We start from the raw sequence: 20,914 nt of genomic DNA on the forward strand, positions 1-20,914 counted from the left end.
TGGCACCGGGATAGTGCTGGGAGGATGATTTGACGGAACTGCTTCATACTCTGTTCGGTAGCCAGAGCCTCCTGGTCGGAACGATAGTACCATTCCTGATCGTGCTGACAGTCGTCGTCTTCGTGCATGAAATGGGGCATTATCTCGTCGGCCGCTGGTGCGGCATAGGCGTCAAGGCGTTTTCCATCGGCTTTGGGCCCGAGTTGATCGGCTTCAATGACCGCAGCGGCACGCGCTGGAAGCTGTCCGCCATTCCACTCGGCGGCTATGTCAAATTCGCCGGCGATGACGACGTTACCAGTTCCACCAGCAAGGATATCGGCGCGATGAGCGAGGCGGAGCGCAAGGTGGCCTTCCATACCCAGCCGGTATGGAAACGCGCCGCGACCGTCTTTGCCGGTCCCGCATTCAACATTTTGCTCACCGTCCTCATCTTCTCCGTGTTCTTTTCGCTCTATGGCAAGCGCGTGTCGGACCCGACCGTCGGCGAAGTGCGTCCGGGCGGACCGGCGGCAATGGCCGGTTTCCAGCCGGGCGACCGTTTCGTCAGTGTCGATGGCGCGCGGATCGAAACCTTTGCCGATGTGCAGCGGATCGTATCCGGCCGCGCCGGCGATCCCCTCGACTTCGTCGTGAACCGCAACGGCCAGGATGTGCGCCTGACGGCGACGCCGCAATTGACGGACCAGCAGGATGCGCTCGGCAATACCGTCAAGGTCGCCATTATCGGCGTTGCCACCAATGAAGCGGTCGGGAATTTCCGGCGCATCGAATACGGCCCTGTCGAATCGGTGGGGCAGGCGGTGCGCGAAAGCGGGTTCATCATCGCGCGCACCGGCCAGTTCTTCAGCCGGTTTTTCGCCGGGCGGGAAGATAAATGCCAGCTCGGCGGTCCGGTGAAGATCGCCACCATGGCCGGGCAGGCCGCCAGCCAGGGCATCGACTGGCTTATCCAGCTCACGGCGATGCTGTCGATCGGCATCGGCCTGCTGAACCTGTTTCCCCTGCCGCCTCTCGACGGAGGCCACCTCGTATTCTATGCTGCCGAGGCCGTGATCGGCCGTCCCGTAAAGCCCGTGGTGCAGGAAGTTTTCTTCCGGGCGGGCTTTTTCCTGGTGCTGGGATTCATGGGATTCGTGCTGTTCAACGACCTTTTCGCATGCTGACGTAGAATTTAATCATTAATGAAAATAAGGGCATTTCGGGGAATTTGGACAGGATCTGTTTACTATATGTGCCGATTGGCGTGGCACGGATGCCACTGTTTTGTGTGAAGTAAATAGATTTTAACCGTAAGCCTTGCGTGTATGTAAAAACCGGCTATGACGGTGTACGAGTAATGCTTAGTCCGGGATCTCGCCCGGGTACAACGAGAAACGAAGGTTCAGAAGGCCTATGGCGGCAAGTTCAAAATTCGTTGGTGCAGCGTCGGCGCTCGCCATTTCAGCGGCTCTGGTGAGTTCAGGCACAATCGTAACGACTGTCGCAGGCGTCACCGCCGCGCATGCAGCAACCGTCAGCCGCATCGAAGTGCGCGGCAATACGCGTGTGGATGCCCAGACCGTGCGGGACAATGTCGGCATCACGCCGGGCAAGCCCTTCTCCAATGCCGATATCGATGCCGCGACCAAGCGCCTGTTCGGTACGGGCCTGTTCAGCGACGTGCGCATCAGCCAGGCCGGCGGAGCGCTTATCGTCCAGGTTTCCGAGAACCAGGTCGTCAACCAGGTCATTTTCCAGGGCAACAAGAAGATCAAGGACCCGCAGCTTCAGAACGCCGTCCAGCTGAAGCCGCGCGCCGCCTTCGATCAGACGACGCTCGAAGCCGACACCGAAGCAGTCCGCGCCGCCTATCGCAATGTCGGCCGCAGCGATGCCACGGTCAATTCCCGCATCATGGATCTCGGCGAGGGCCGGGTTAATGTCGTCTTCGAGATCAATGAAGGCGACCGTACCAAGATTTCGAACATCACCTTTGTCGGCAACCAGGCCTTTGGCAGCCGTCGCCTGCGCGACGTGATCTCGACGAAGAAGTCCAATCCGCTGTCCTGGCTGACGCGCAATGACGTATATAGCGAAGACCGCCTTCGTGCCGACGAGGAATCGCTGCGTCGCTTCTACTACAATCGCGGCTATGCGGATTTCCGCGTTGTATCCTCCACGGCCGAGCTCGATCCCGCGACGAATGAGTATACGATCACCATCACGGTCGAAGAGGGTGATAAATATGCCTTCGGCGGCGTGAATATCGAAAGCTCGGTAGAGGGCGTCGATACGGCCCAGCTTCAAGGTCTGGTCGAGACCCGCGAGGGCGACACCTACAGCGCCAAGGAGATCGAGGATTCGATCCTCAAGGTTTCCGAGAAGGTTGCCGGCCAGGGTTATGCCTTCGCCAAGGTCGAGCCGCGCGGCGATCGCAATTTCGAGAATCGCACGATTTCGGTTACCTATGCCATCGATCAGGGCCCGCGCGCCTATGTGGAGCGCATCGAGATTCGCGGCAATGAAAAGACCCGCGACTTCGTCATCCGACGTGAGTTCGACGTCAGCGAAGGCGATGCCTTCAATCAGGTTCTGATCCAGCGCGCCAAGCGCCGTCTCGAGCGTCTTGAATTCTTCCAGACCGTCAATATCTCGACCGCTCCCGGCTCGCAGCCGGATCAGGTGGTCCTGGTCGTCGACGTCGTCGAGAAGGCAACGGGCGAGTTCTCCATCGGTGGCGGTTATACGACCGGTGGCGAGAATCCCGGCCCGACGGTTGAAGCCTCGATTACCGAGCGCAACTTCCTTGGCCGTGGCCAGTTTGTTCGCATCGGTGCCGGTGGCGGCCTCGACAACAACCGTACCTATTCGCTGTCGTTCACCGAACCTTACTTCCTCGGCCAGCGTATTTCCGCCGGCTTCGACATCTACAAGCGCCAGTCCGGCGTTCGCGACAAGTACGAGACCGATGTAACCGGCGCAACCATCCGCTTCGGCCTGCCGATCACGGAAGAGTTGACGGCTGGTCTGGCCTACAACATCACGCGCGAAGAATATGAGATCGACGAGGATGCGCTGAACGATGACGGCACGCCCGATCTCGACGAAATTTCACGTGCCTTCGCCGATGCGGCCGAAGACAGCCCGTGGGTCAAATCGTCGGTAAGCTGGTCGCTCACCTATAATTCCATCGACGATGTGAAGAACCCGCGCGACGGTATCTATGCCAAGTTCTACCAGGAATATGCTGGTATCGGCGGCGATGCCAACTTCCTGAAGACGACCTTCACCGGCAGCTACTACAAGACGCTGATGGATGAACTCGACGTGGTGGGCCTCGTTCGCATTGGCGGCGGTCACATTCAGGGCTTCGGCGACGATCTGCGCGTGTTCGATACGTTCAAGAACACCACGGATATGATCCGCGGCTTCAAGTATAATGGTATCGGTCCGCGCGATGCGAGCGTGCGTGACGACAAGGGCAGTTTCCTCGGTGGTAACACCTATTTCAATGCCACGGTCGAAACCCAGTTCCCGATGCCGGTCATTCCGGAGAGCATCGGCATTCGCGGTGCGCTCTTTGCCGACGCTGCCACGCTGTTCGGCAGCGATCTTGACGACGCCAAGAACAATGGCGACGACACCACCAAGATGGAATGGCGTGCTTCCGTCGGCGCCAGCATCATGTGGGCATCGCCTTTCGGACCACTTCGCTTCGACTATGCGGTGCCAGTCAAGAAGGTTGACGGCGATCAGGAGCAGAACTTCAATTTCGGCATGTCGAGCAAGTTCTGATAGATTGCTGACCTCCCGGGGTTCTCCCCGGGAGAGAAAGTTCGTCGATGGCCGATCCGATCTTTTATGATCCATTGCTGAATGTAACTGTTGGTCAGATCGCCGATCTGACCAATGGCGTTCTTGTGGACAGTTCCCTTGCCGAAAGGCCCGTTACGCGCCTGGCCTCGCTGTCACAATCGGGGCCGGATGCGGTCGTTTTCGTCGAAAGCAAGAAGCATGCGCAGGAACTCGGCAAGCTGAATGCCGCATGTGTGCTGTGTACCGAGGAAATCCGGCCGCTGATCCCCAAGAAGGTGGCGATCATCGTGACGCGTCATCCGCAGCAGGATTTCGCCGCTATCGGCCGGGCGCTTTATCCCAACGCCGTCAAGGCGCATTTGTGGACGGGCCAGACCGGCGTCTCGACCCATGCGATCATTCATGAATCGGCCGAAATCGAAGACGACGTCACGATAGAAGCCGGGGTCGTCATCGGCTCCAATGTTTCGATCGGCGCTGGAACGGTGATTGCGGCAAACGTGGTCATCGGCAATGGCTGCAAGATCGGCCGGGATTGCTACATCGGGCCGGGTAGCTCGATACAATATGCGTTTCTCGGCAACAGGGTGCTGCTTCACCCAGGGGTGAGGATCGGGCAGGACGGTTTCGGCTATGTCGCCGGACGGACGGGCCTTGCGAAGATGCCGCAGCTCGGCCGCGCCGTCGTGCAGGACGATGTGGAGATTGGCGCCAATACGACGATCGATCGGGGCGCTCTGGCCGATACGGTGATTGGCGAAGGCACCAAGATCGACAATCTCGTGCAGATTGCCCACAATGTGACGATCGGCCGGCATTGTGTCATTGCCGCGCAGTGCGGAATATCCGGCAGCGTCGTGCTTGGCGACTTGACGCGGCTTGGCGGCAGCGTGGGCATCAAGGATCATGTGAATATCGGTACGGGCGTGGAGATTGCCGCGGCCAGCGGTGTTATGAGCGACATTCCAGATGGCGAGCGTTGGGCCGGAGCCCCAGCGCAGCCACTCAAGCAGTGGTTCCGTGAAATCGCCAGCGTGCGCGCGATGACCCGGACCAAGAAGGAGAATAATTCAGATGAGTGAAAAAGAAAACGCAGATAGCCTCGGTGTAGCTGACATCCAGAAGCTGCTGGCGAATCTGCCTCATCGTTATCCGTTTCTCCTGATCGATCGCATCGTCGATATCGATGGCGATACTTCCGCCACCGGTATCAAGAATGTGAGCATCAACGAGCCGCATTTCGCCGGGCATTTTCCCGAACTGCCGATCATGCCGGGTGTGCTGATCATCGAGGCCATGGCGCAGACGGCTGGTGCAATCGTGCTTTTCCACAATGGCAGCGGCAAGCCCGGCAAGGTCTTCTTCATGACGATCGACAATGCCAAGTTTCGCAAGCCCGTCGTGCCGGGTGACCAGCTGAAGCTGCGCGTGACGAAGATGAAGCAGCGCGGCAGCATCCATAAATATGCCTGCGTCGCCGAAGTGGATGGCGTCAAGGTCGCCGAGGCGGAAGTCGCGGCGATGGTCGGGTTCCCCGAAGAAGACGAGACGTCTTCCTGATGTCGGAAATCACTATTCATCCCTCCGCCATCATCGAAAAGGGGGCGGAGATTGGCGCTGGCGTCAGTATCGGCCCGTTCTGCCACGTCGGTGCGGATGCCGTCATCGGTGAAGGCTCGCGCCTCTTGAGCCATGTCGTCGTCATGGGCGCTACCAGCCTCGGCAGGAATGCGGTGGTCTATCCGAATGCCGTCCTTGGCGGCGAGCCGCAGAACACCAAGCACAAGGGTGGCCGCACGACGCTTGTCATCGGCGACAATTGCGTCATTCGCGAAGGCGTAACCATGCACCGCGGCACCGATGGCAGCCGTGGAGTGACGAGCGTCGGCGACAATTGCATGTTTCTCGCCTATTCCCATGTGGCGCATGATTGCATCATCGGCGATCATGTGACCTTCTCGAACAATGTCATGATCGGCGGCCATGTCACCGTCGGCAACAATGTGATCATCGGCGGCGGTGCCGGCATTCACCAGTTCGTCCGCATCGGCCACCATGCCTTCATCGGCGGTCTGGCGGCGCTGGCGAGCGATCTGGTGCCCTATGGCATGGCGATCGGCAATCACGCCTATCTCGGCGGGCTGAACATCATCGGCATGAAGCGCTCGGGAATGGCGCGCCCCGAAATCCACAATCTGCGCCACGCCGTGCGCATGTTGTTCGACCGCAGCAAGGCCATCAAGAGCCGGGCCGAGGATGTTCGTGCGGCGTTCCCTGGCTCCGCGGCCGTTGCCGATCTGATCGATTTCATTACCACTGACACCAAGCGCGCCTATTGTACGCCGCCGCTCGATTCGGGAATCGAGATCAGTGACAGCGAAGAGCGATAAAGCCCGGCCGACGCCAGCACCGCCCGTCATCACGGGCCGAACCGCGATCATTGCCGGAAATGGCTCGCTGCCGCTGGCGGTGGCTGACGGTTTGCGCCAGCGTGGCCAGAGCCCGTTCCTCATTGCCATCAAGGGCGAGGCCGATCCGGAGCTTCTGGCCCGGAAAGACGCTGAAATCTCCATTGTCGAACTCGGCGGCCTCATCCGGATATTGAAGGCGCATGATATCGCCAATGTGGTGCTGGCAGGCGGCGTGCGTCATCGCCCGGAATTCAGCGCGGCCCTGAAGCCCGGCAACGGCAATCTCTCGGCGCTTTTCCGGTTCTTGCGTGCGTTTCGGCTTGGCGATGACGGGTTGCTGCGTGCTGTCATCGCGACCATCGAGTCCTACGGGTTCCGCGTTGTCGGCGCGCATGAGATCGTTCCGGACATTCTGGCGCCCGCTGCCGGCGTTCTGACGCGCAAGAAGCCGGACCGCGAAGGCGGGGCGAATATCGCAGCGGCAAAAGTCGCGGCGCGGGCGATAGGGGCACTTGATATCGGCCAGGGCGCGGTGGCGATCGGCGGGCGCGTCGTTGCGCTCGAAGGCGTCGAGGGCACGGATGCGATGCTGCAGCGCGTGGCGGACCTGCGTTCCGCCCGGCGCATCAACCGGCAGGGCGGGGCGTTGGTGAAATGCGCCAAGCCGCAGCAGGAAGTGCGGGCCGATCTGCCCGCCATCGGTGTCAGCACGGTCGAGAACGCCGCGAAGGCCGGATTGTCGGGCATTGCCGTGGAGGCGGGCCGGACGCTCATTCTCGGCTACAGGGAGACGATTGCCGCGGCGAACGCTGCGGGGCTGTTCATTGAAACCTTCGACCAGGAGGCTGGATGATGAAGGCGGCACGTCCGTTGCGCATCGCCATTGTCGCGGGCGAGGAGTCGGGTGACCAGCTCGGCGCCGACCTTGTACGGGCGCTTCGCACGCAGCATGGCGGCGCCGTCGAACTGATGGGCGTCGGCGGCGATCATCTGCGCGAGCTTGGCCTCGACAGCCTGTTCGACCAGCAGGACATAGCACTGGTGGGACTGACCGCCGTCGTCAAGAAACTGCCGCAGCTGATCAGGCGTATCGGCCTCGTGGCAAACGCTATCGTTTCATGGAAACCTGATTGCCTCATCATCATCGACAGTCCGGATTTCACCCACCGCGTCGCCCGCAAGGTGCGTGCCGCGCACCCATCCATACCGATCGTCAATTACATCAGCCCCTCCGTCTGGGCGTGGCGGCCGGAGCGTGCCAAGGCGATGCGCGAATATATCGACCATGTTCTGGTCATCCTGCCTTTCGAGGTCGATGCTCTCAAGGAACTGGGCGGTCCGCCGGCGACCTATGTCGGGCACCGCCTCGTCTCCTACGCTCCATTGATGGAAGCCGCTGCCCATAATCGCGACCGGGAAGCCGGCATCGATAATCAGGACGCGCGGAACATCGTCGTCCTTCCGGGCTCGCGGCGTTCGGAAATCACCACGCTGGCGGCACCGTTCGGCGAGGCGGTGGACCTGCTGGCCGAGCGCGGCAACAATATCCGCGTCACCATACCCACGCTGCCAAAGGTGGAGCCCCTGGTACGGGAGTTGACGGCCAGCTGGAAGGTCCGCCCGGAAATCGTCGTTGGCGAGGCGGCGCGCCTCAAGGCGTTCAGCACTGCGGACGCGGCACTTGCCGCCTCGGGCACGGTTTCGCTCGAACTGGCGCTTGCACGCGTGCCGACCGTGCTGTCCTACAAGCCGGATTGGCTGGCGCGGACCTTCATCGCGCCGCGCATCAAGATCTGGAGCGCTGCGCTGCCCAATATCATCGCCGACGCACCTGTGGTCCCCGAATATTTCAACCAGTTCGTCCGTGCCGGCGTGCTGGCGCGCCAGATCGAGCAACTTATCAAGCCAGGGCTTCGGCGCAGGGCTCAATTGGAAAGTTTTGATGAGATCGCCCGGCTCATGCGCACCGAACGGCCGTCAGGCGAGCTGGCGGCCGGGAGAGTGCTGCAGCTGGTCCGGCGCTCCCCTGAAACGGATCAATAAAAAAGGCGCCTTTCGGCGCCTTTTTCCATCTGGAACGAGAACCGCTTATTTGCGGTCTTCGACATTCACATAATCGCGCTGCGTGGCGCCGGTATAGAGCTGACGCGGACGGCCGATCTTCTGCAGCGGGTCTTCGATCATCTCCTTCCACTGGGCGATCCAGCCGACGGTGCGTGCTACCGCGAAGAGAACGGTGAACATCGTGGTGGGGAAGCCGAGGGCCTTCAATGTGATGCCCGAATAGAAATCCACGTTCGGGTAAAGCTTCTTTTCGATGAAATATTCATCAGTTAGCGCAATGCGCTCAAGCTCCATGGCAACGTCAAGCAGCGGATCGTCCTTGATGCCCAGTTCGGCGAGGACTTCCTTCGTCGTCTGCTGCATGATCTTGGCGCGCGGATCGTAGTTCTTGTAGACGCGGTGACCAAAGCCCATGAGACGGAACGGATCGTTCTTGTCCTTGGCACGGGCGATATATTCCGGAATACGATCGACGGTGCCGATTTCGCCAAGCATGTTGAGCGCGGCTTCATTGGCGCCGCCATGCGCGGGACCCCACAGGCAGGCAATGCCGGCGGCAATACATGCGAAGGGGTTGGCGCCGGAGGAACCGGCGAGGCGGACAGTCGACGTCGAAGCGTTCTGCTCGTGATCGGCATGCAGGATGAAAATACGATCCATCGCCCGCGCGAGAACGGGGTTTGGAACATAATCCTCGCACGGCACGGCAAAGCACATGTGCAGGAAGTTGGTGGCGAAGTCGAGATTGTTCTTCGGGTAAACGAAGGGCTGGCCGATGTGGTATTTGTAGGCCATCGCGGCCAGGGTCGGGATCTTCGCGATCATGCGGATCGAAGCCACCATCCGCTGGTGCGGGTCGGAAATATCGGTGGAATCATGATAGAAGGCCGACAATGCGCCGACGCAGCCGACCATGACGGCCATGGGATGCGCATCGCGACGGAAACCGCTGAAGAAGCGCGTCATCTGCTCGTGCACCATGGTGTGGCGGGTGACGCGGAAGTCGAAATCGGCCTTCTGGCTCTTGGTCGGCAGTTCGCCGTAAAGCAGCAGATAGCAGGCTTCGAGGAAGTCGCCATGCTCGGCGAGCTGTTCGATCGGGTAGCCCCGATGCAACAACATGCCTTCATCGCCGTCGATATAGGTGATCTGGGATTCGCAGGACGCCGTCGATGTGAAACCGGGGTCGTAGGTGAAGGCTCCGGTGTTCTTGTACAATGTCCCAATGTCGACCACATCCGGCCCGATCGTACCCTTTTTTATGGGTAGCGCGAATTCGTGACCATTGAGGTCGATGTTGACGCTGTTTTCAGACATTGCCCTTCCTTTCTTGCTTCCAACTTGCGCTTGTTAAGCGCAAAAGCATTCATCCTCATTCGAGGTTCCAACATGATTTTTTCTGGCATTGCACCGTAACCGAAAGGTGCGATGTTGCAATGCAAAAATGTGCTGCTCGACCCCGCTATCCGGCTTTTATTTGATCATCGATTCGGCCAAGCGACTCCTCGCGCCCAAGCACGGCGAGAACGTCGAATACACCCGGCGACGTTGAGCGGCCGGTGAGGGCGGCCCGCAATGGCTGGGCGATCTTGCCGAGCTTCAAACCCGTTGCCTCGGCATGGACGCGTATGGCGGCATCGAGGGATTCGGCGTTCCAGTCATCCACCGACTGCAGCACCGGCAGCACGCCGGCGAGCACGGCGATACCATCGGCATTGAGCAGGCCGGATGCCTTTTCATCCATCCCGAGCGGCCGCTGCACGAACAGATAGCGAGCGCTGTCGGCGAGTTCCACAAGGGTCTTCGCCCTTTCCTTGAGACCCGGCATTGCGGCGACCAGCTGCTTGCGCGTCGTCTCGTTCAGGCGGGCCAGAATGTCCGCTCCGCCTTCCATTTCCGGCAGGATGTCGATCATGGCCTGGACCAGATATTCGTCGTCCGAGCTGCGCATATAATGACCGTTGATCGCCTCCAGCTTCTGGAAATCGAAGCGCGAGGCGCTGCGGTTGATGTCGGAGATCTCGAACCAGTCGATCATCTCCTGGTCGGACATGATCTCGTCATCGCCATGGCTCCAGCCGAGCCGCACCAGGTAATTGCGCAGCGCAGCCGGCAGATAGCCCATGGCCCGATAGGCCTCGACCCCGAGCGCGCCGTGGCGCTTCGAAAGTTTCGCGCCATCGGCCCCATGGATCATCGGAACGTGGCCCATGACGGGGATCGTCCATTCCATCGCATTGTAGATCACGGTCTGCCGTGCCGCATTGGTCAGGTGATCGTCGCCGCGGATGATATGCGTCACCCCCATGTCGTGATCGTCAACGACCACCGCGTGCATATAGGTGGGGCTCCCGTCGGAGCGCAGGATGATGAAATCATCGAGGTCCTTGTTCGGGAAACGCACTTCGCCCTGCACCTGGTCCTGGACGATGGTCTCGCCATCCTGGGGCGACTTGATACGGATCACCGGTTTGACGCCGGCAGGGGCCTCGCTCGGGTCGCGATCGCGCCAACGCCCGTCATAGCGGGGCGGACGACCTTCCGCGCGTGCCTTTTCGCGCATCTCTTCCAGTTCCTGCTGCGAAGCGTAGCAATAATAGGCCTTGCCGCGGGCGACCAGTTCTTCCGCCACCTCGCGGTGACGCGGCGCCCGCTCGAACTGCGATATGGCTTCGCCGTCCCAATCGAGGCCGAACCATTTCAGCCCGTCGAGGATCGCCGTGACTGCGGCCTCGGACGACCGTTCCCGATCGGTATCTTCAATGCGCAGGAGCATTTTACCGCCCGTATGCTTGGCATAGAGCCAGTTGAAGAGAGCCGTGCGAGCGCCGCCAATATGAAGAAAGCCCGTGGGAGAAGGGGCGAAACGGGTGACAACAGAAGATGACATAGGGTCTCCAGATACGCCCGGCTATTAGCCGAACGTCCAATCGATTTGATTTGGCGTTGATGTACCATAGCAGCGCCGTGGTGCAAGTGTATTGGCAGAATTGGCGCTAAATGGACAAGCTGGCAGACCTCATCCGTAGCCGGCACGAATCAGGGCTGGCGCCGCCGTCATCTGGAAACCTCCCGGTCCCGGATACCGAACGCAGGGCGGCGAGGCCAGCCATTGCGCGCGGCATGGCCGCCGGCCTCGCCCTGGCGGCTGAACGCGGCCGCCACGCTGCATCAGTCGCCTTGCGCCACGAGGCAGCGCGCGGCACGACATTCCTGCTGCTTCCGGTTTTCGCGGGCACGGGATCGGTGCTTTATTTCACGGCAGCGGCAGAACCGCGATTGAGTTCGGCGATCTTCGGACTGGTGCTGCTCGGCGCGCTGAGATGGATGGCTGCCGATCGGCCGCTGCTCAGGCTTGCGGTGACATTCGCCCTTGCGCTCGTTGCCGGCATGGCGTTCGCCAAGATCGAAACCATACTCGCCAATACGCCGATGCTTGGATCCGACGTGACGACGGAGGTGACCGGCCGAGTATTGACTATGGCGAGGAACGCCAAGGGCGGCGTGAGGGTCGTGCTCGACGTGATCGATACGGCCAAGCCAAAATTGCGTTTTCCGCCATCCCGTATCGCCGTCTCGGCCAGAAAGCTTCCGGCCGGTCTCGGTGTTGGCGATGGCCTTGGGGCGCGCATCCATCTGCGCTCGCCTTCGGGGCCATCCCGCCCCGACAATTACGATTTCGCGTTCAACAACTATTATCGTGGTATCGGCGCCAACGGTTTCGTGCTCGGCATGGCGCATCGGCGCATCTTGCCGCCGAAACCCGGCCTCGTGGCCTGGGCTCTGAGCAGCATCGAGTCGATGCGGCAGCGGCTGACCCAGCATATCCAGCACCGCATCCCAGGCGAGGCAGGGGATATCGCCGCCTCGCTGATAACCGGCCAGCGCGACGGCATCAGCGACAAGACCAACAATGCGCTTCGCCTCAGCGGCCTGTCGCATATCCTGTCGATATCCGGCTTCCACATGGCGCTTGTCGCCGTGACCATCATGGCGACGCTGAGGGCCAGCCTGGCGCTGTTTCCGGGGGTGGCAGCCCGCTATCCGGTGAAGAAATTCGCGGCCGCCACTGCGCTCGCCGGCAGCGCCTTCTATCTGCTCCTGTCGGGCGCCGACGTCGCGGCACAGCGCAGTTTCATCATGCTCTCGATCATGCTGCTGGCGGTGCTTGTCGACCGTGCCGCGCTGTCGATGCGCAATCTCGCCCTGGCCGCCATGGTCACGATCGCGCTGGCGCCGCACGAAATCATGGGACCGAGCTTCCAGATGTCCTATTCGGCGACGGCGGCGCTGATTGCCTTCTACGGCTGGTGGGGAAGCCGCAGGGCAAAGCGCCGGGGGCGTCCGGCGGGGGCGGCGGGGCGCGCACTGGAAGCGGTGGCGCAGTATGTCATTGGGATCGCGTTGACCTCGCTGGTCGCTGGGGCGGCGAGTTCGATCTTCGCCGCCTATCACTTCAACAATACGGCGCCGCTCGGGCTCATCGGCAACGCGCTGGCGCTGCCGGTGATTTCAACGCTCGTCATTCCATTCGGCGTCATCGGTCTCATGGCAATGCCATTCGATCTCGACGGGTTTTTCTTCGGCATCATGGAGCGCGGCATCGATATGGTCATCATGGTCGCCGAAATGGTCTCAGGCCACTCTCCGCCGGGCAATTTCGGTCTCGTCCCCCGCCAAAGCCTGATCCTCGCCTGCCTCGGCCTGATCATATTGCTGTTTCCGGCGACGCGTCTGCGCCTGTTCGCCTTGCCGCTCTTTGCAGCGGCCGCAGCCCTGGCAGTCTGGACGCCGCCGCCGGAGATCATGATCTCCGAGAATGCGAGCCTTGTGGCGCTGCGCGCGACCGACGGCCGCCTTGCCGTCAACAGGGCAGGCGCGGAAAGCTTTACGCTCAAGAACTGGCAACAGGCCCATGCCGCATCGGCCGTGATCGTTCCGGCCAAACCAGCCGTGGCAGCGGAGGACACGCAGTTCGAGTGCAACGCAGAGTTATGCCTCGCAAGGGAGCCGCGATATGGCGCCGTGGTGGCGCATGTCCGTTCGGCCGAGGCCATGGCGGCCGCTTGCATGGAAAGCGATATCATGGTGCTGGCCTTCGCCGGCCCCTATCGCTCTTGCGAGGTGAAGAATGCGCCCATCACCGTAACGCGGCAGCAATTGGCGCTCTTTGGCGCAGCGACCATCAAGCTTCGGCCAGCGCCCGAGTTTCAGCCAATGCCGGCAATCAAACGATCGACGGAAGATCGTCGCCAATCGACCGAACCCACCCGGGGAGCGATCGCCGCAGCAGCGCCGGGTTTTTTCGCATCGATAGAGTATGCGATAGGGCGGCCCATCCGGCCATGGAACAATTATCGAATTCATTCGCGGGCGGCACGCAATATCGCGGAGCGTCCGCGCCCGCCGAAACGCCCGCCTGTACAGGCTGTGGTCAGTACCGCCGAATGAGCCCGACGAGCTTGCCCTGAACCTGAACCCGATCAGGGCCGAAAATTCGCGTCTCATAGGCAGGATTCGCAGCTTCGAGTGCAATCGACGCGCCCTTGCGACGGAAGCGCTTCAGCGTTGCCTCCTCATCATCGACGAGGGCCACGACGATCTCGCCGGGATTTGCGGTGTTGCCGCGCCGTATGACGACGGTATCGCCGTCGAAAATCCCCGCCTCGATCATCGAGTCACCCTTGACCTCAAGGGCATAATGCTCGCCATTGCCGATCATGTCGGGCGGCAGCGTCAGCATGCTCGTCTGGTTCTGGATGGCCGCGATCGGCACACCGGCCGCGATGCGTCCCATGACCGGAATGCTGACCATATTGGCCGCGATATTGCCGATGTCCGGCGCGGGTTGCGGCGCAGGGGCGGTGCGGCCAAGGCTGCCCTCGATCACGCTCGGCGAGAATTTGCGCTGGGCGTTCAGTCCCGGAGCGATCGAATCAGGAAGGCGGATCACTTCGAGCGCCCGCGCCCTGTTGGCAAGGCGGCGAATGAAGCCGCGCTCCTCGAGCGCCGAGATCAGCCGATGAATCCCGGATTTCGACGCAAGGTCGAGCGCATCCTTCATTTCATCGAAGGAAGGGGGGATGCCCGTTTCCTTCAGACGATCATGTATGAACAGCAGTAGTTCATGTTGCTTGCGCGTGAGCATTTGGCGATCCTCCACCAGGGAATCGGAAAAACAAAACCAGAACAAACACTATATGTTCCAGTTGTGTTCCACAAGGATTAATATGTGGTTGAAAAAGCCCAGGTGGCGGAAATTTAAATGGAACGCCATGGCGATAGGACATTTTTCGCTACTTTTGGCGAAGCATCATACCTTCGCAGCATGTTCCATAGCCTGCTAACGGACGGGTGGCCCGCTCGATTGGCGCAGGATCAGCTCGACCGGCCAGACTTCCTGCATCGCTGTCACGGCGGCGCCGTCGAGCTGCAACATCAGCATCTCGGCGATCCTCGTTCCGGCAGCGCGGATCGATGAGCGGGTCGTCGTCATGGATGGCACCATGTTGCTGGCATTGAGATAGGGGAAGACGTCATCATGGGCGATGAGGGAAACCTGCTTTCCGACCTGGTAGCCCTTGGCGCGTATGGCGCGTGAAACGCCCAGCGCAGTCATCATCGATCCTGCGATAATGCCGGTCGGCTGCGGTTCACAGGAGAGGAGGCGCAGCGTTTCGGCGAAACCGATGTCGTCGGAAAACCTGTCATGAATGATGAGGCGTTCATCGATGGGCAGGCCGCGCTCCAGATGCGCCTGCCGGTATCCGAGTTCGCGATGTTCGGAGAAGGTGAAGCCCTTGAGGCCATCGATCATGGCAATGTGGCGGTGGCCGAGATCGAGCAGATGCGAGGCCGCCTGGTAGAAAGCGCCCTGATTGTCGATGTCGAGCCAGGAATGGGGAACGTCTGCTTCCGTCCTGCCGTGCAGCACGAAGGGAAAGCCGGCCTTGGCCAGCATGGTTATCCGCTCGTCCACGAGTGCGGGGTGCGAAACGATGATGGCATCGACGCGTTTGCTCGAAATCAGGCGCTTATAGACCGAGATCTCGTCATTGTTGATCAGCGGGCTGATCAGGAAATCGATCTCATGGGCGGAGAGGCGTTCGGCCAGGCCGGCCAGGAATTCGGCGGTGTGCGGTCCGAATCTCTGGCTGGAATCGGCCGGAATGATGATTCCGATGGCGCCGACCCGGCCCATCGCCAGCCGGCGCGCATTGGCGTTGGCGGTGTATCCGTGCTGCAGGGCAGCCCTCGTCACGCGCTCGCGCGTCGCCTCGCTGACTTCCGGGTAGCCGTTCAATGCGCGGCTGACGGTGGTCTGGGACAGTCCCAGCCGTTCAGCCAATTCCTTGAGGTTCATATGATCGTTCCGACATTTCCATTGCGACGACTGGCCATTGCGACGACTGGCATACAACGCCAGATTGAATAAAATCCAAAGCGCTATAAAGCAATTATGTTGACAAATTCTCTGTTGCACAAGGTGATTTTGCGGTATCTTGACATTGTGGACCTTATTTGACACTTATTTTCCAAAGCGCTTTGGGAGGGATCCGGGCGCTACTGGAGGAGGGGCGCCGCTGATGTGGCGCCATTGAACGAGGAGGAGGAATTATGAAGCTTGGATCATTTCTCGCCGGGGCGCTGGTGACGGCTCTTTTGAGTTCGGGCGCCTATGCGGCCAATCTGTCCATCGTGTCCGGCGATACGGGTAATGGGCGCGAGTTCCTGCGCAGCCAGCTCGACCGCTTCGAAAAGGAGACGGGCAACAAGGTCCAGATCGTCGCGATGCCCGCCAATAGTTCCGATCAGTTCGGCCAGTATCGGCTGTGGCTGGCGGCCGGCAATACCGATATCGACGTCTATCGCACCGACGTCATCTGGGCGCCGCAGCTGGCAGAGCAGTTTCTCGACCTGACCGACGCCTTCAAGGACGTGATCGGACAGCACTTCCCATCCGTCATCGAGAGCCAGACCGTCGATGGCAAGCTGGTGGCCATGCCGATGTATACGGATGCGCCGGCGCTCTATTACCGCAAGGACCTCCTCGAAAAGTACAAGAAGCCGGTGCCGAAGACCTGGGACGAGATGGCTGCGACCGCCAAGGAAATACAGGATGGCGAGCGGGCCGCCGGCAACAAGGGAATGTTCGGCTATGTATTCCAGGGCAATGCCTATGAGGGGCTGACCTGCAATGCGCTTGAATGGATCAAGTCTTCGGGTGGCGGTCAGATCATCGAGACCGATGGCACCATCTCGATCAACAATCCGGACGCAGCGGCAGCCGTCGACCGCGCCAAGGGCTGGATCGATACGATCAGTCCGCGTGGCGCGCTCGCCTATACCGAGGAAGAAAGTCGCGGTGTCTGGCAGACCGGCAATTCCGTGTTCATGCGCAACTGGCCCTATGCCTATGCGCTGGGCAATGGCCCGGACAGCGCAATCAAGGGCAAGTTCGACGTGGCGCCCCTGCCGGCCGGCAAGGAAGGAGCGTCGTCCGCAGCCGCGCTTGGCGGCTGGAACATAGCAGTTTCCAAGTACAGCAAGTCGCCGGAAGAGGCGATCAAGCTGGTGAAGTTCCTTTCGGCGCCCGAGCAGCAGAAGGAGCGGGCCATAGCGCTCTCAAATCTTCCCACCATCAAGGCGCTCTATGACGACAAGGAAATCATCGCCGCGCAGCCATTGATCAGCAATTGGAAGCCGGTGTTCGAAACGGCCGTGCCGCGTCCGTCGGCTCCAACCAAGGTCAAATATAACGAGGTCTCGTCGATGTTCTGGAGCGCGGTCCACGACACGCTGTCGGGCAATGGTACCGCAGCCGAAAACCTCGAACTGCTCGAGGCAAAACTGGCGGAACTTCAGGGCGGTAGCTGGTAGTCGTGCCAGCAAAGGGCGTGGCGCGAATGATTTCACAACCTCCTGAAAATCATTCGCGCCGACGCCTGACGATATGTCGATCAACCGGGGACTGCGCATATGACTGCACCGACCATGCGCTCTGAATTGGCCATGCGCTCCGAACTATTGCGGCAACGCGCGCGGGCCGCACAATTATTCCTGATACCGATGATCGTCGCGCTGATCGTGGTCGCAGGCTGGCCTCTCATCCGCACCATCTATTTCTCCTTTACCGACGCCTCCCTCACCAATATGGGCGCCGCCAAATGGGTCGGCTTCAAGAACTATTTTTCGTGGATTCAGCTGAAGAGCGGGCGCACCATCTATTCCGGCCTGCTGGTCGATCCGGCCTGGTGGAATGCCGTCTGGAATACGGTGCGATTCAGCATTCTTTCGGTGGCGCTGGAGGCATTTTTCGGGATGGTCATCGCCCTCGTGCTCAACGCCGATTTCAAGGGCAGGGGCCTCGTCCGTGCCGCGATACTGATACCTTGGGCGATACCGACCATCGTTTCCGCCCGCATGTGGGGCTGGATGCTGAACGACCAGTTCGGCATTCTCAACGATCTCTTCATCCGCCTCGGCCTGATCAGCGCGCCGATCGCCTGGACCGCCAGCGCGGACACGGCGATGATCGCGGTGCTGATCGTCGATGTGTGGAAGACCACGCCATTCATGGCGCTGCTGATCCTCGCCGGCCTGCAGATGATCCCGCAGGACATATATGAGGCGGCGCGCATCGATGGCGTTCATCCGGTGAAGCAGTTCTTCCGCATCACCCTGCCGCTGGTCAGGCCGGCGCTGATGGTCGCCATCATCTTCCGCCTGCTCGACGCGATGCGGATATTCGACCTGATCTATGTCCTGACGCCGAACAGTGCGCAGACCAAGACCATGTCGGTACTCGCGCGCGAAAATCTGATCGAGTTCGACAAATTCGCCTATGGCTCGGCCCAATCGACATTGCTGTTCGTCATCATTGCCTTGATGACGATCGCTGCGATCTGGCTCGGCCGTGTGCGCCTCGATGGAGGGGAACGCTGATGCCAGCACTCGTCAAGCAAACGGCATTCTACGCTCTGGTGGCGATCATCGTGCTGTTTTCGGTGTTCCCGTTCTACTATGCGATCATAACGAGCTTCAAAACCGGGAATTCGTTGTTCACTATCTCCTATCTGCCCACGAGCTTCTCCCTGGCCAATTATGTCTCGGTGATCGAGGCCGGCAGTTTCACCCGCAACCTGTTGAATTCGGTCATCGTTTCGAGCCTCGTCGTGATGCTGTCGCTGCTGATCGCCATAACGGCGTCATTCGCGCTGGCGAGGGTAAGGTTTCGCGGGCGCTCGCTGCTGCTCCTGACCATCCTTTCGGTTTCGATGTTCCCGCAGATCGCCGTTCTCGCCGGCCTGTTCGAAGTCATCCGGCTGCTCGGCCTCTATAATACGCTGTGGGGCCTGATCTTCTCCTATACGATCTTCACGCTGCCCTTTACCGTCTGGGTACTCACCACCTTCATGAGAGACCTTCCGGTCGAGATCGAAGAGGCGGCGATCGTCGATGGGGCCACGCCCTGGGTGATCATCACGAAAGTGTTCCTGCCGCTGATGTGGCCCGCAATGGTGACCACGGGCCTGCTGGCATTCATTGCCGCCTGGAACGAGTTCCTGTTCGCGCTGACATTCACCTCGTCGACCGAGACGCGGACGGTGCCGGTGATCATAGCGCTTCTGACCGGAAACAGCGCCCATGAAGTGCCCTGGGGTGCGATCATGGCGGCCTCGGTCATCGTGACCGTACCGCTGGTCGTTCTCGTTCTCATTTTTCAACGCAAGATCATTTCCGGTCTTACCGCCGGCGGCGTCAAAGGCTGAGGAGTTTCAAATGACGACAATACGATTGAAAGAGCTTCGCAAGTCCTTCGGCAATTTCGATGTCATCAAGGGTGTCAATCTCGAGATAAACCCTTGCGAATTCATGGTGTTCGTTGGTCCATCCGGGTGCGGCAAGTCCACATTGCTGCGCCTGATCTCCGGGCTGGAGGACATTACTTCCGGCACGCTGTCATTCGACGACAAGGTCGTGAACAGCCTCACGCCGTCCCAGCGCGGCATCGCAATGGTGTTCCAGTCCTACGCGCTCTATCCGCATATGACCGTCTACGACAACATGGCGTTCGGGCTGAAACTCGCCAAGGGCGGCGCGGACGAGATCAGGAAGCGTGTCAACGAAGCGGCCGAAATGCTGCAGATCACCGAATATCTGGACCGCCTGCCCAAGCAGCTTTCCGGCGGCCAGCGCCAGCGCGTCGCAATCGGACGCGCCATCGTCCGAGATCCCAAGGTGTTCCTTTTCGACGAGCCGCTGTCCAATCTCGATGCGGCGCTTCGTGTCGCGACCCGTCTTGAAATCGCCAAGCTCCACGCCAAAATGCACGAGACGACCATGATCTATGTGACGCATGATCAGGTGGAGGCCATGACGTTGGCCGATCGGATCTGTGTGTTGCGGGATGGCAATGTGGAGCAGGTCGGCACGCCGCTGGAGCTGTATGAAAAGCCCCAGTCTACTTTCGTCGCCGGATTCATAGGGTCCCCAAAGATGAACTTTCTGACCGGGAAATTCGCTGAAGCCTACAAGGCCGATACGCTGGGCGTTCGCCCGGAGCACCTGCAGATCGTGGAGAAGGCGGGCCGATGGCAGGGCAAGCTGCTGCTTTCGGAGAATCTCGGCTCGGAAAGCTATCTCTACATCGATATCGGAGCACAGGAGCCACTTGTCGTTCGCCAGGACGGCACCGCGCGGCACCAGCCGGGCGAAGCGCTCCATGTTTCGCCGATAAATGACAATGTTCACCGTTTCGACAAGGCGGGAAAACCCGCCTGAGACCGAAGCTAGATTGAAAACAGCCTGAGACAAGGAAACAGCCATGCCTATTCGTACGCTCGTTTGGGGCGAGAACGTTCACGAGCACATCAACAAGACCGTCGCCGACATCTATCCGGAGGGCATGCACAATCAGATCGCCAAGCTGCTGCGTTCCGACACGAACATCGAGGTCCGGACGGCGACGCTTCAGGAGCCGGAGCATGGTTTGACCGAAAAGGCCCTGGAAGAGACCGACGTGCTGGTCTGGTGGGGTCACCGGGCGCATGGCGATGTGGCCGACGAAGTCGTCGAGCGCGTGGCAAAGCGGGTCTGGGAAGGCATGGGACTCATCGTCCTCCATTCGGGGCATTTCTCCAAGATATTCAAGCGGCTGATGGGATCGCCCTGCGCCTTGAACTGGCGCGAGGCCGGCGAGCGGGAGCGACTTTGGGTGGTCAATCCGGGACACCCGATCGCGCGCGGCCTGCCGGCTTTCTTCGAGCTCGAGAACGAGGAAATGTATGGCGAGCCGTTTTCGGTGCCGGAACCGCTAGAGACCGTATTCGTTTCATGGTTTCAGGGCGGCGAGGTTTTCCGCTCGGGTTTGACCTACCGCAAGGGCGCGGGGAATGTCTTCTACTTCCGTCCCGGCCACGAGACCTACCCGACCTATCACGACGAGACGGTGGGTCTGGTGCTGAGAAATGCGGTGAACTGGGCCTATTCTCCGGCGCGATTCCCGAATATCACCACCGCGCCGAACGTGCCCGTCGAGAAGGCGCTGGAGCCCATAGAGCTACGGGGGGAAAGCTTGCACAAACAGGGCGAGGAGGGCTTCCGCTAAGGAGCACTGAAGAATGCGATATGTTTTCGTG

At 60.4% G+C, this 20,914-nt stretch carries 17 protein-coding genes; 13 read left to right on the forward strand and 4 right to left on the reverse strand.

Annotated features, from left to right (window positions below):
- Positions 1-29 precede the first annotated feature (29 nt).
- From rseP to lpxB, 7 genes are all read left to right on the forward strand, one after another.
- Complete coding sequence (gene rseP / locus M8997_RS04880) at positions 30-1,166, forward strand: RIP metalloprotease RseP (protein WP_250014226.1); 1,137 nt, start codon at positions 30-32, stop codon at positions 1,164-1,166.
- 229 nt (positions 1,167-1,395) lie between these two features.
- A complete protein-coding gene (bamA, locus tag M8997_RS04885) occupies positions 1,396-3,777 on the forward strand; it encodes an outer membrane protein assembly factor BamA (RefSeq protein WP_250014228.1) in 2,382 nt (793 codons plus the stop codon).
- A 47-nt stretch (positions 3,778-3,824) separates the two neighbouring features.
- Complete coding sequence (gene lpxD, locus M8997_RS04890) at positions 3,825-4,880, forward strand: UDP-3-O-(3-hydroxymyristoyl)glucosamine N-acyltransferase (protein ID WP_250014230.1); 1,056 nt, start codon at positions 3,825-3,827, stop codon at positions 4,878-4,880.
- Positions 4,873-5,358, forward strand: a complete 486-nt coding sequence (fabZ, locus tag M8997_RS04895; protein WP_250014233.1) for a 3-hydroxyacyl-ACP dehydratase FabZ — start codon at positions 4,873-4,875, stop codon at positions 5,356-5,358. The genes lpxD and fabZ overlap by 8 nt, the downstream gene beginning before the upstream one ends.
- Positions 5,358-6,188: an acyl-ACP--UDP-N-acetylglucosamine O-acyltransferase gene (lpxA, locus tag M8997_RS04900; protein WP_250014235.1), complete on the forward strand. Its 831-nt coding sequence runs from the start codon at positions 5,358-5,360 to the stop codon at positions 6,186-6,188. The genes fabZ and lpxA overlap by 1 nt, the downstream gene beginning before the upstream one ends.
- Positions 6,169-7,062, forward strand: a complete 894-nt coding sequence (locus M8997_RS04905) for a UDP-2,3-diacylglucosamine diphosphatase LpxI domain-containing protein (protein WP_250014237.1) — start codon at positions 6,169-6,171, stop codon at positions 7,060-7,062. The genes lpxA and M8997_RS04905 overlap by 20 nt, the downstream gene beginning before the upstream one ends.
- Positions 7,059-8,252 (forward strand): lipid-A-disaccharide synthase, encoded by a 1,194-nt coding sequence (gene lpxB, locus M8997_RS04910; RefSeq protein ID WP_250014239.1) that lies wholly within the window; start codon positions 7,059-7,061, stop codon positions 8,250-8,252. The genes M8997_RS04905 and lpxB overlap by 4 nt, the downstream gene beginning before the upstream one ends.
- Before the next feature lie 45 nt (positions 8,253-8,297).
- Here the strand turns inward: lpxB and gltA are convergent, their stop codons facing one another.
- Entirely contained in the window at positions 8,298-9,590 is a 1,293-nt protein-coding gene (gltA, locus tag M8997_RS04915) for a citrate synthase (protein ID WP_250014241.1), read from the reverse strand.
- Between the two features lie 145 nt (positions 9,591-9,735).
- Positions 9,736-11,163, reverse strand: coding sequence for a glutamate--tRNA ligase (gene gltX, locus M8997_RS04920; protein ID WP_250014243.1), 1,428 nt, complete (start codon positions 11,161-11,163; stop codon positions 9,736-9,738).
- 110 nt (positions 11,164-11,273) lie between these two features.
- Here gltX and M8997_RS04925 point away from each other — a divergent pair, with 110 nt between their 5' ends.
- Entirely contained in the window at positions 11,274-13,724 is a 2,451-nt protein-coding gene (locus M8997_RS04925) for a ComEC/Rec2 family competence protein (protein WP_250014245.1), read from the forward strand.
- Here M8997_RS04925 and lexA read toward each other — a convergent pair.
- Both lexA and M8997_RS04935 read right to left on the reverse strand, forming a co-directional pair.
- Positions 13,708-14,421, reverse strand: a complete 714-nt coding sequence (gene lexA / locus M8997_RS04930) for a transcriptional repressor LexA (RefSeq protein ID WP_250014247.1) — start codon at positions 14,419-14,421, stop codon at positions 13,708-13,710. The genes M8997_RS04925 and lexA overlap by 17 nt on opposite strands.
- Before the next feature lie 195 nt (positions 14,422-14,616).
- A complete protein-coding gene (locus tag M8997_RS04935; RefSeq protein WP_250014250.1) occupies positions 14,617-15,636 on the reverse strand; it encodes a substrate-binding domain-containing protein in 1,020 nt (339 codons plus the stop codon).
- Between the two features lie 254 nt (positions 15,637-15,890).
- On the opposite strand from M8997_RS04935, the gene M8997_RS04940 reads away from it, so the two are divergent.
- The 5 genes from M8997_RS04940 (at position 15,891) to M8997_RS04960 (ending at position 20,883) form a co-directional block, all read left to right on the forward strand.
- Entirely contained in the window at positions 15,891-17,153 is a 1,263-nt protein-coding gene (locus M8997_RS04940; RefSeq protein WP_250014252.1) for an ABC transporter substrate-binding protein, read from the forward strand.
- A 99-nt stretch (positions 17,154-17,252) separates the two neighbouring features.
- Positions 17,253-18,218, forward strand: a complete 966-nt coding sequence (locus M8997_RS04945; protein WP_250014255.1) for a carbohydrate ABC transporter permease — start codon at positions 17,253-17,255, stop codon at positions 18,216-18,218.
- Positions 18,218-19,045 (forward strand): carbohydrate ABC transporter permease, encoded by an 828-nt coding sequence (locus tag M8997_RS04950; RefSeq protein WP_250014257.1) that lies wholly within the window; start codon positions 18,218-18,220, stop codon positions 19,043-19,045. The genes M8997_RS04945 and M8997_RS04950 overlap by 1 nt, the downstream gene beginning before the upstream one ends.
- Before the next feature lie 10 nt (positions 19,046-19,055).
- Positions 19,056-20,057, forward strand: a complete 1,002-nt coding sequence (locus M8997_RS04955; protein WP_250014260.1) for an ABC transporter ATP-binding protein — start codon at positions 19,056-19,058, stop codon at positions 20,055-20,057.
- Between the two features lie 43 nt (positions 20,058-20,100).
- Positions 20,101-20,883 carry a ThuA domain-containing protein gene (locus M8997_RS04960; protein WP_250014261.1) on the forward strand — a complete coding sequence of 261 codons (783 nt, stop codon included), beginning with the start codon at positions 20,101-20,103 and terminating at the stop codon, positions 20,881-20,883.
- The last annotated feature ends 31 nt before the right edge of the window (positions 20,884-20,914 follow it).

Source organism: Phyllobacterium sp. 21LDTY02-6 (assembly GCF_023554255.2).
Taxonomy (GTDB): domain Bacteria; phylum Pseudomonadota; class Alphaproteobacteria; order Rhizobiales; family Rhizobiaceae; genus Phyllobacterium.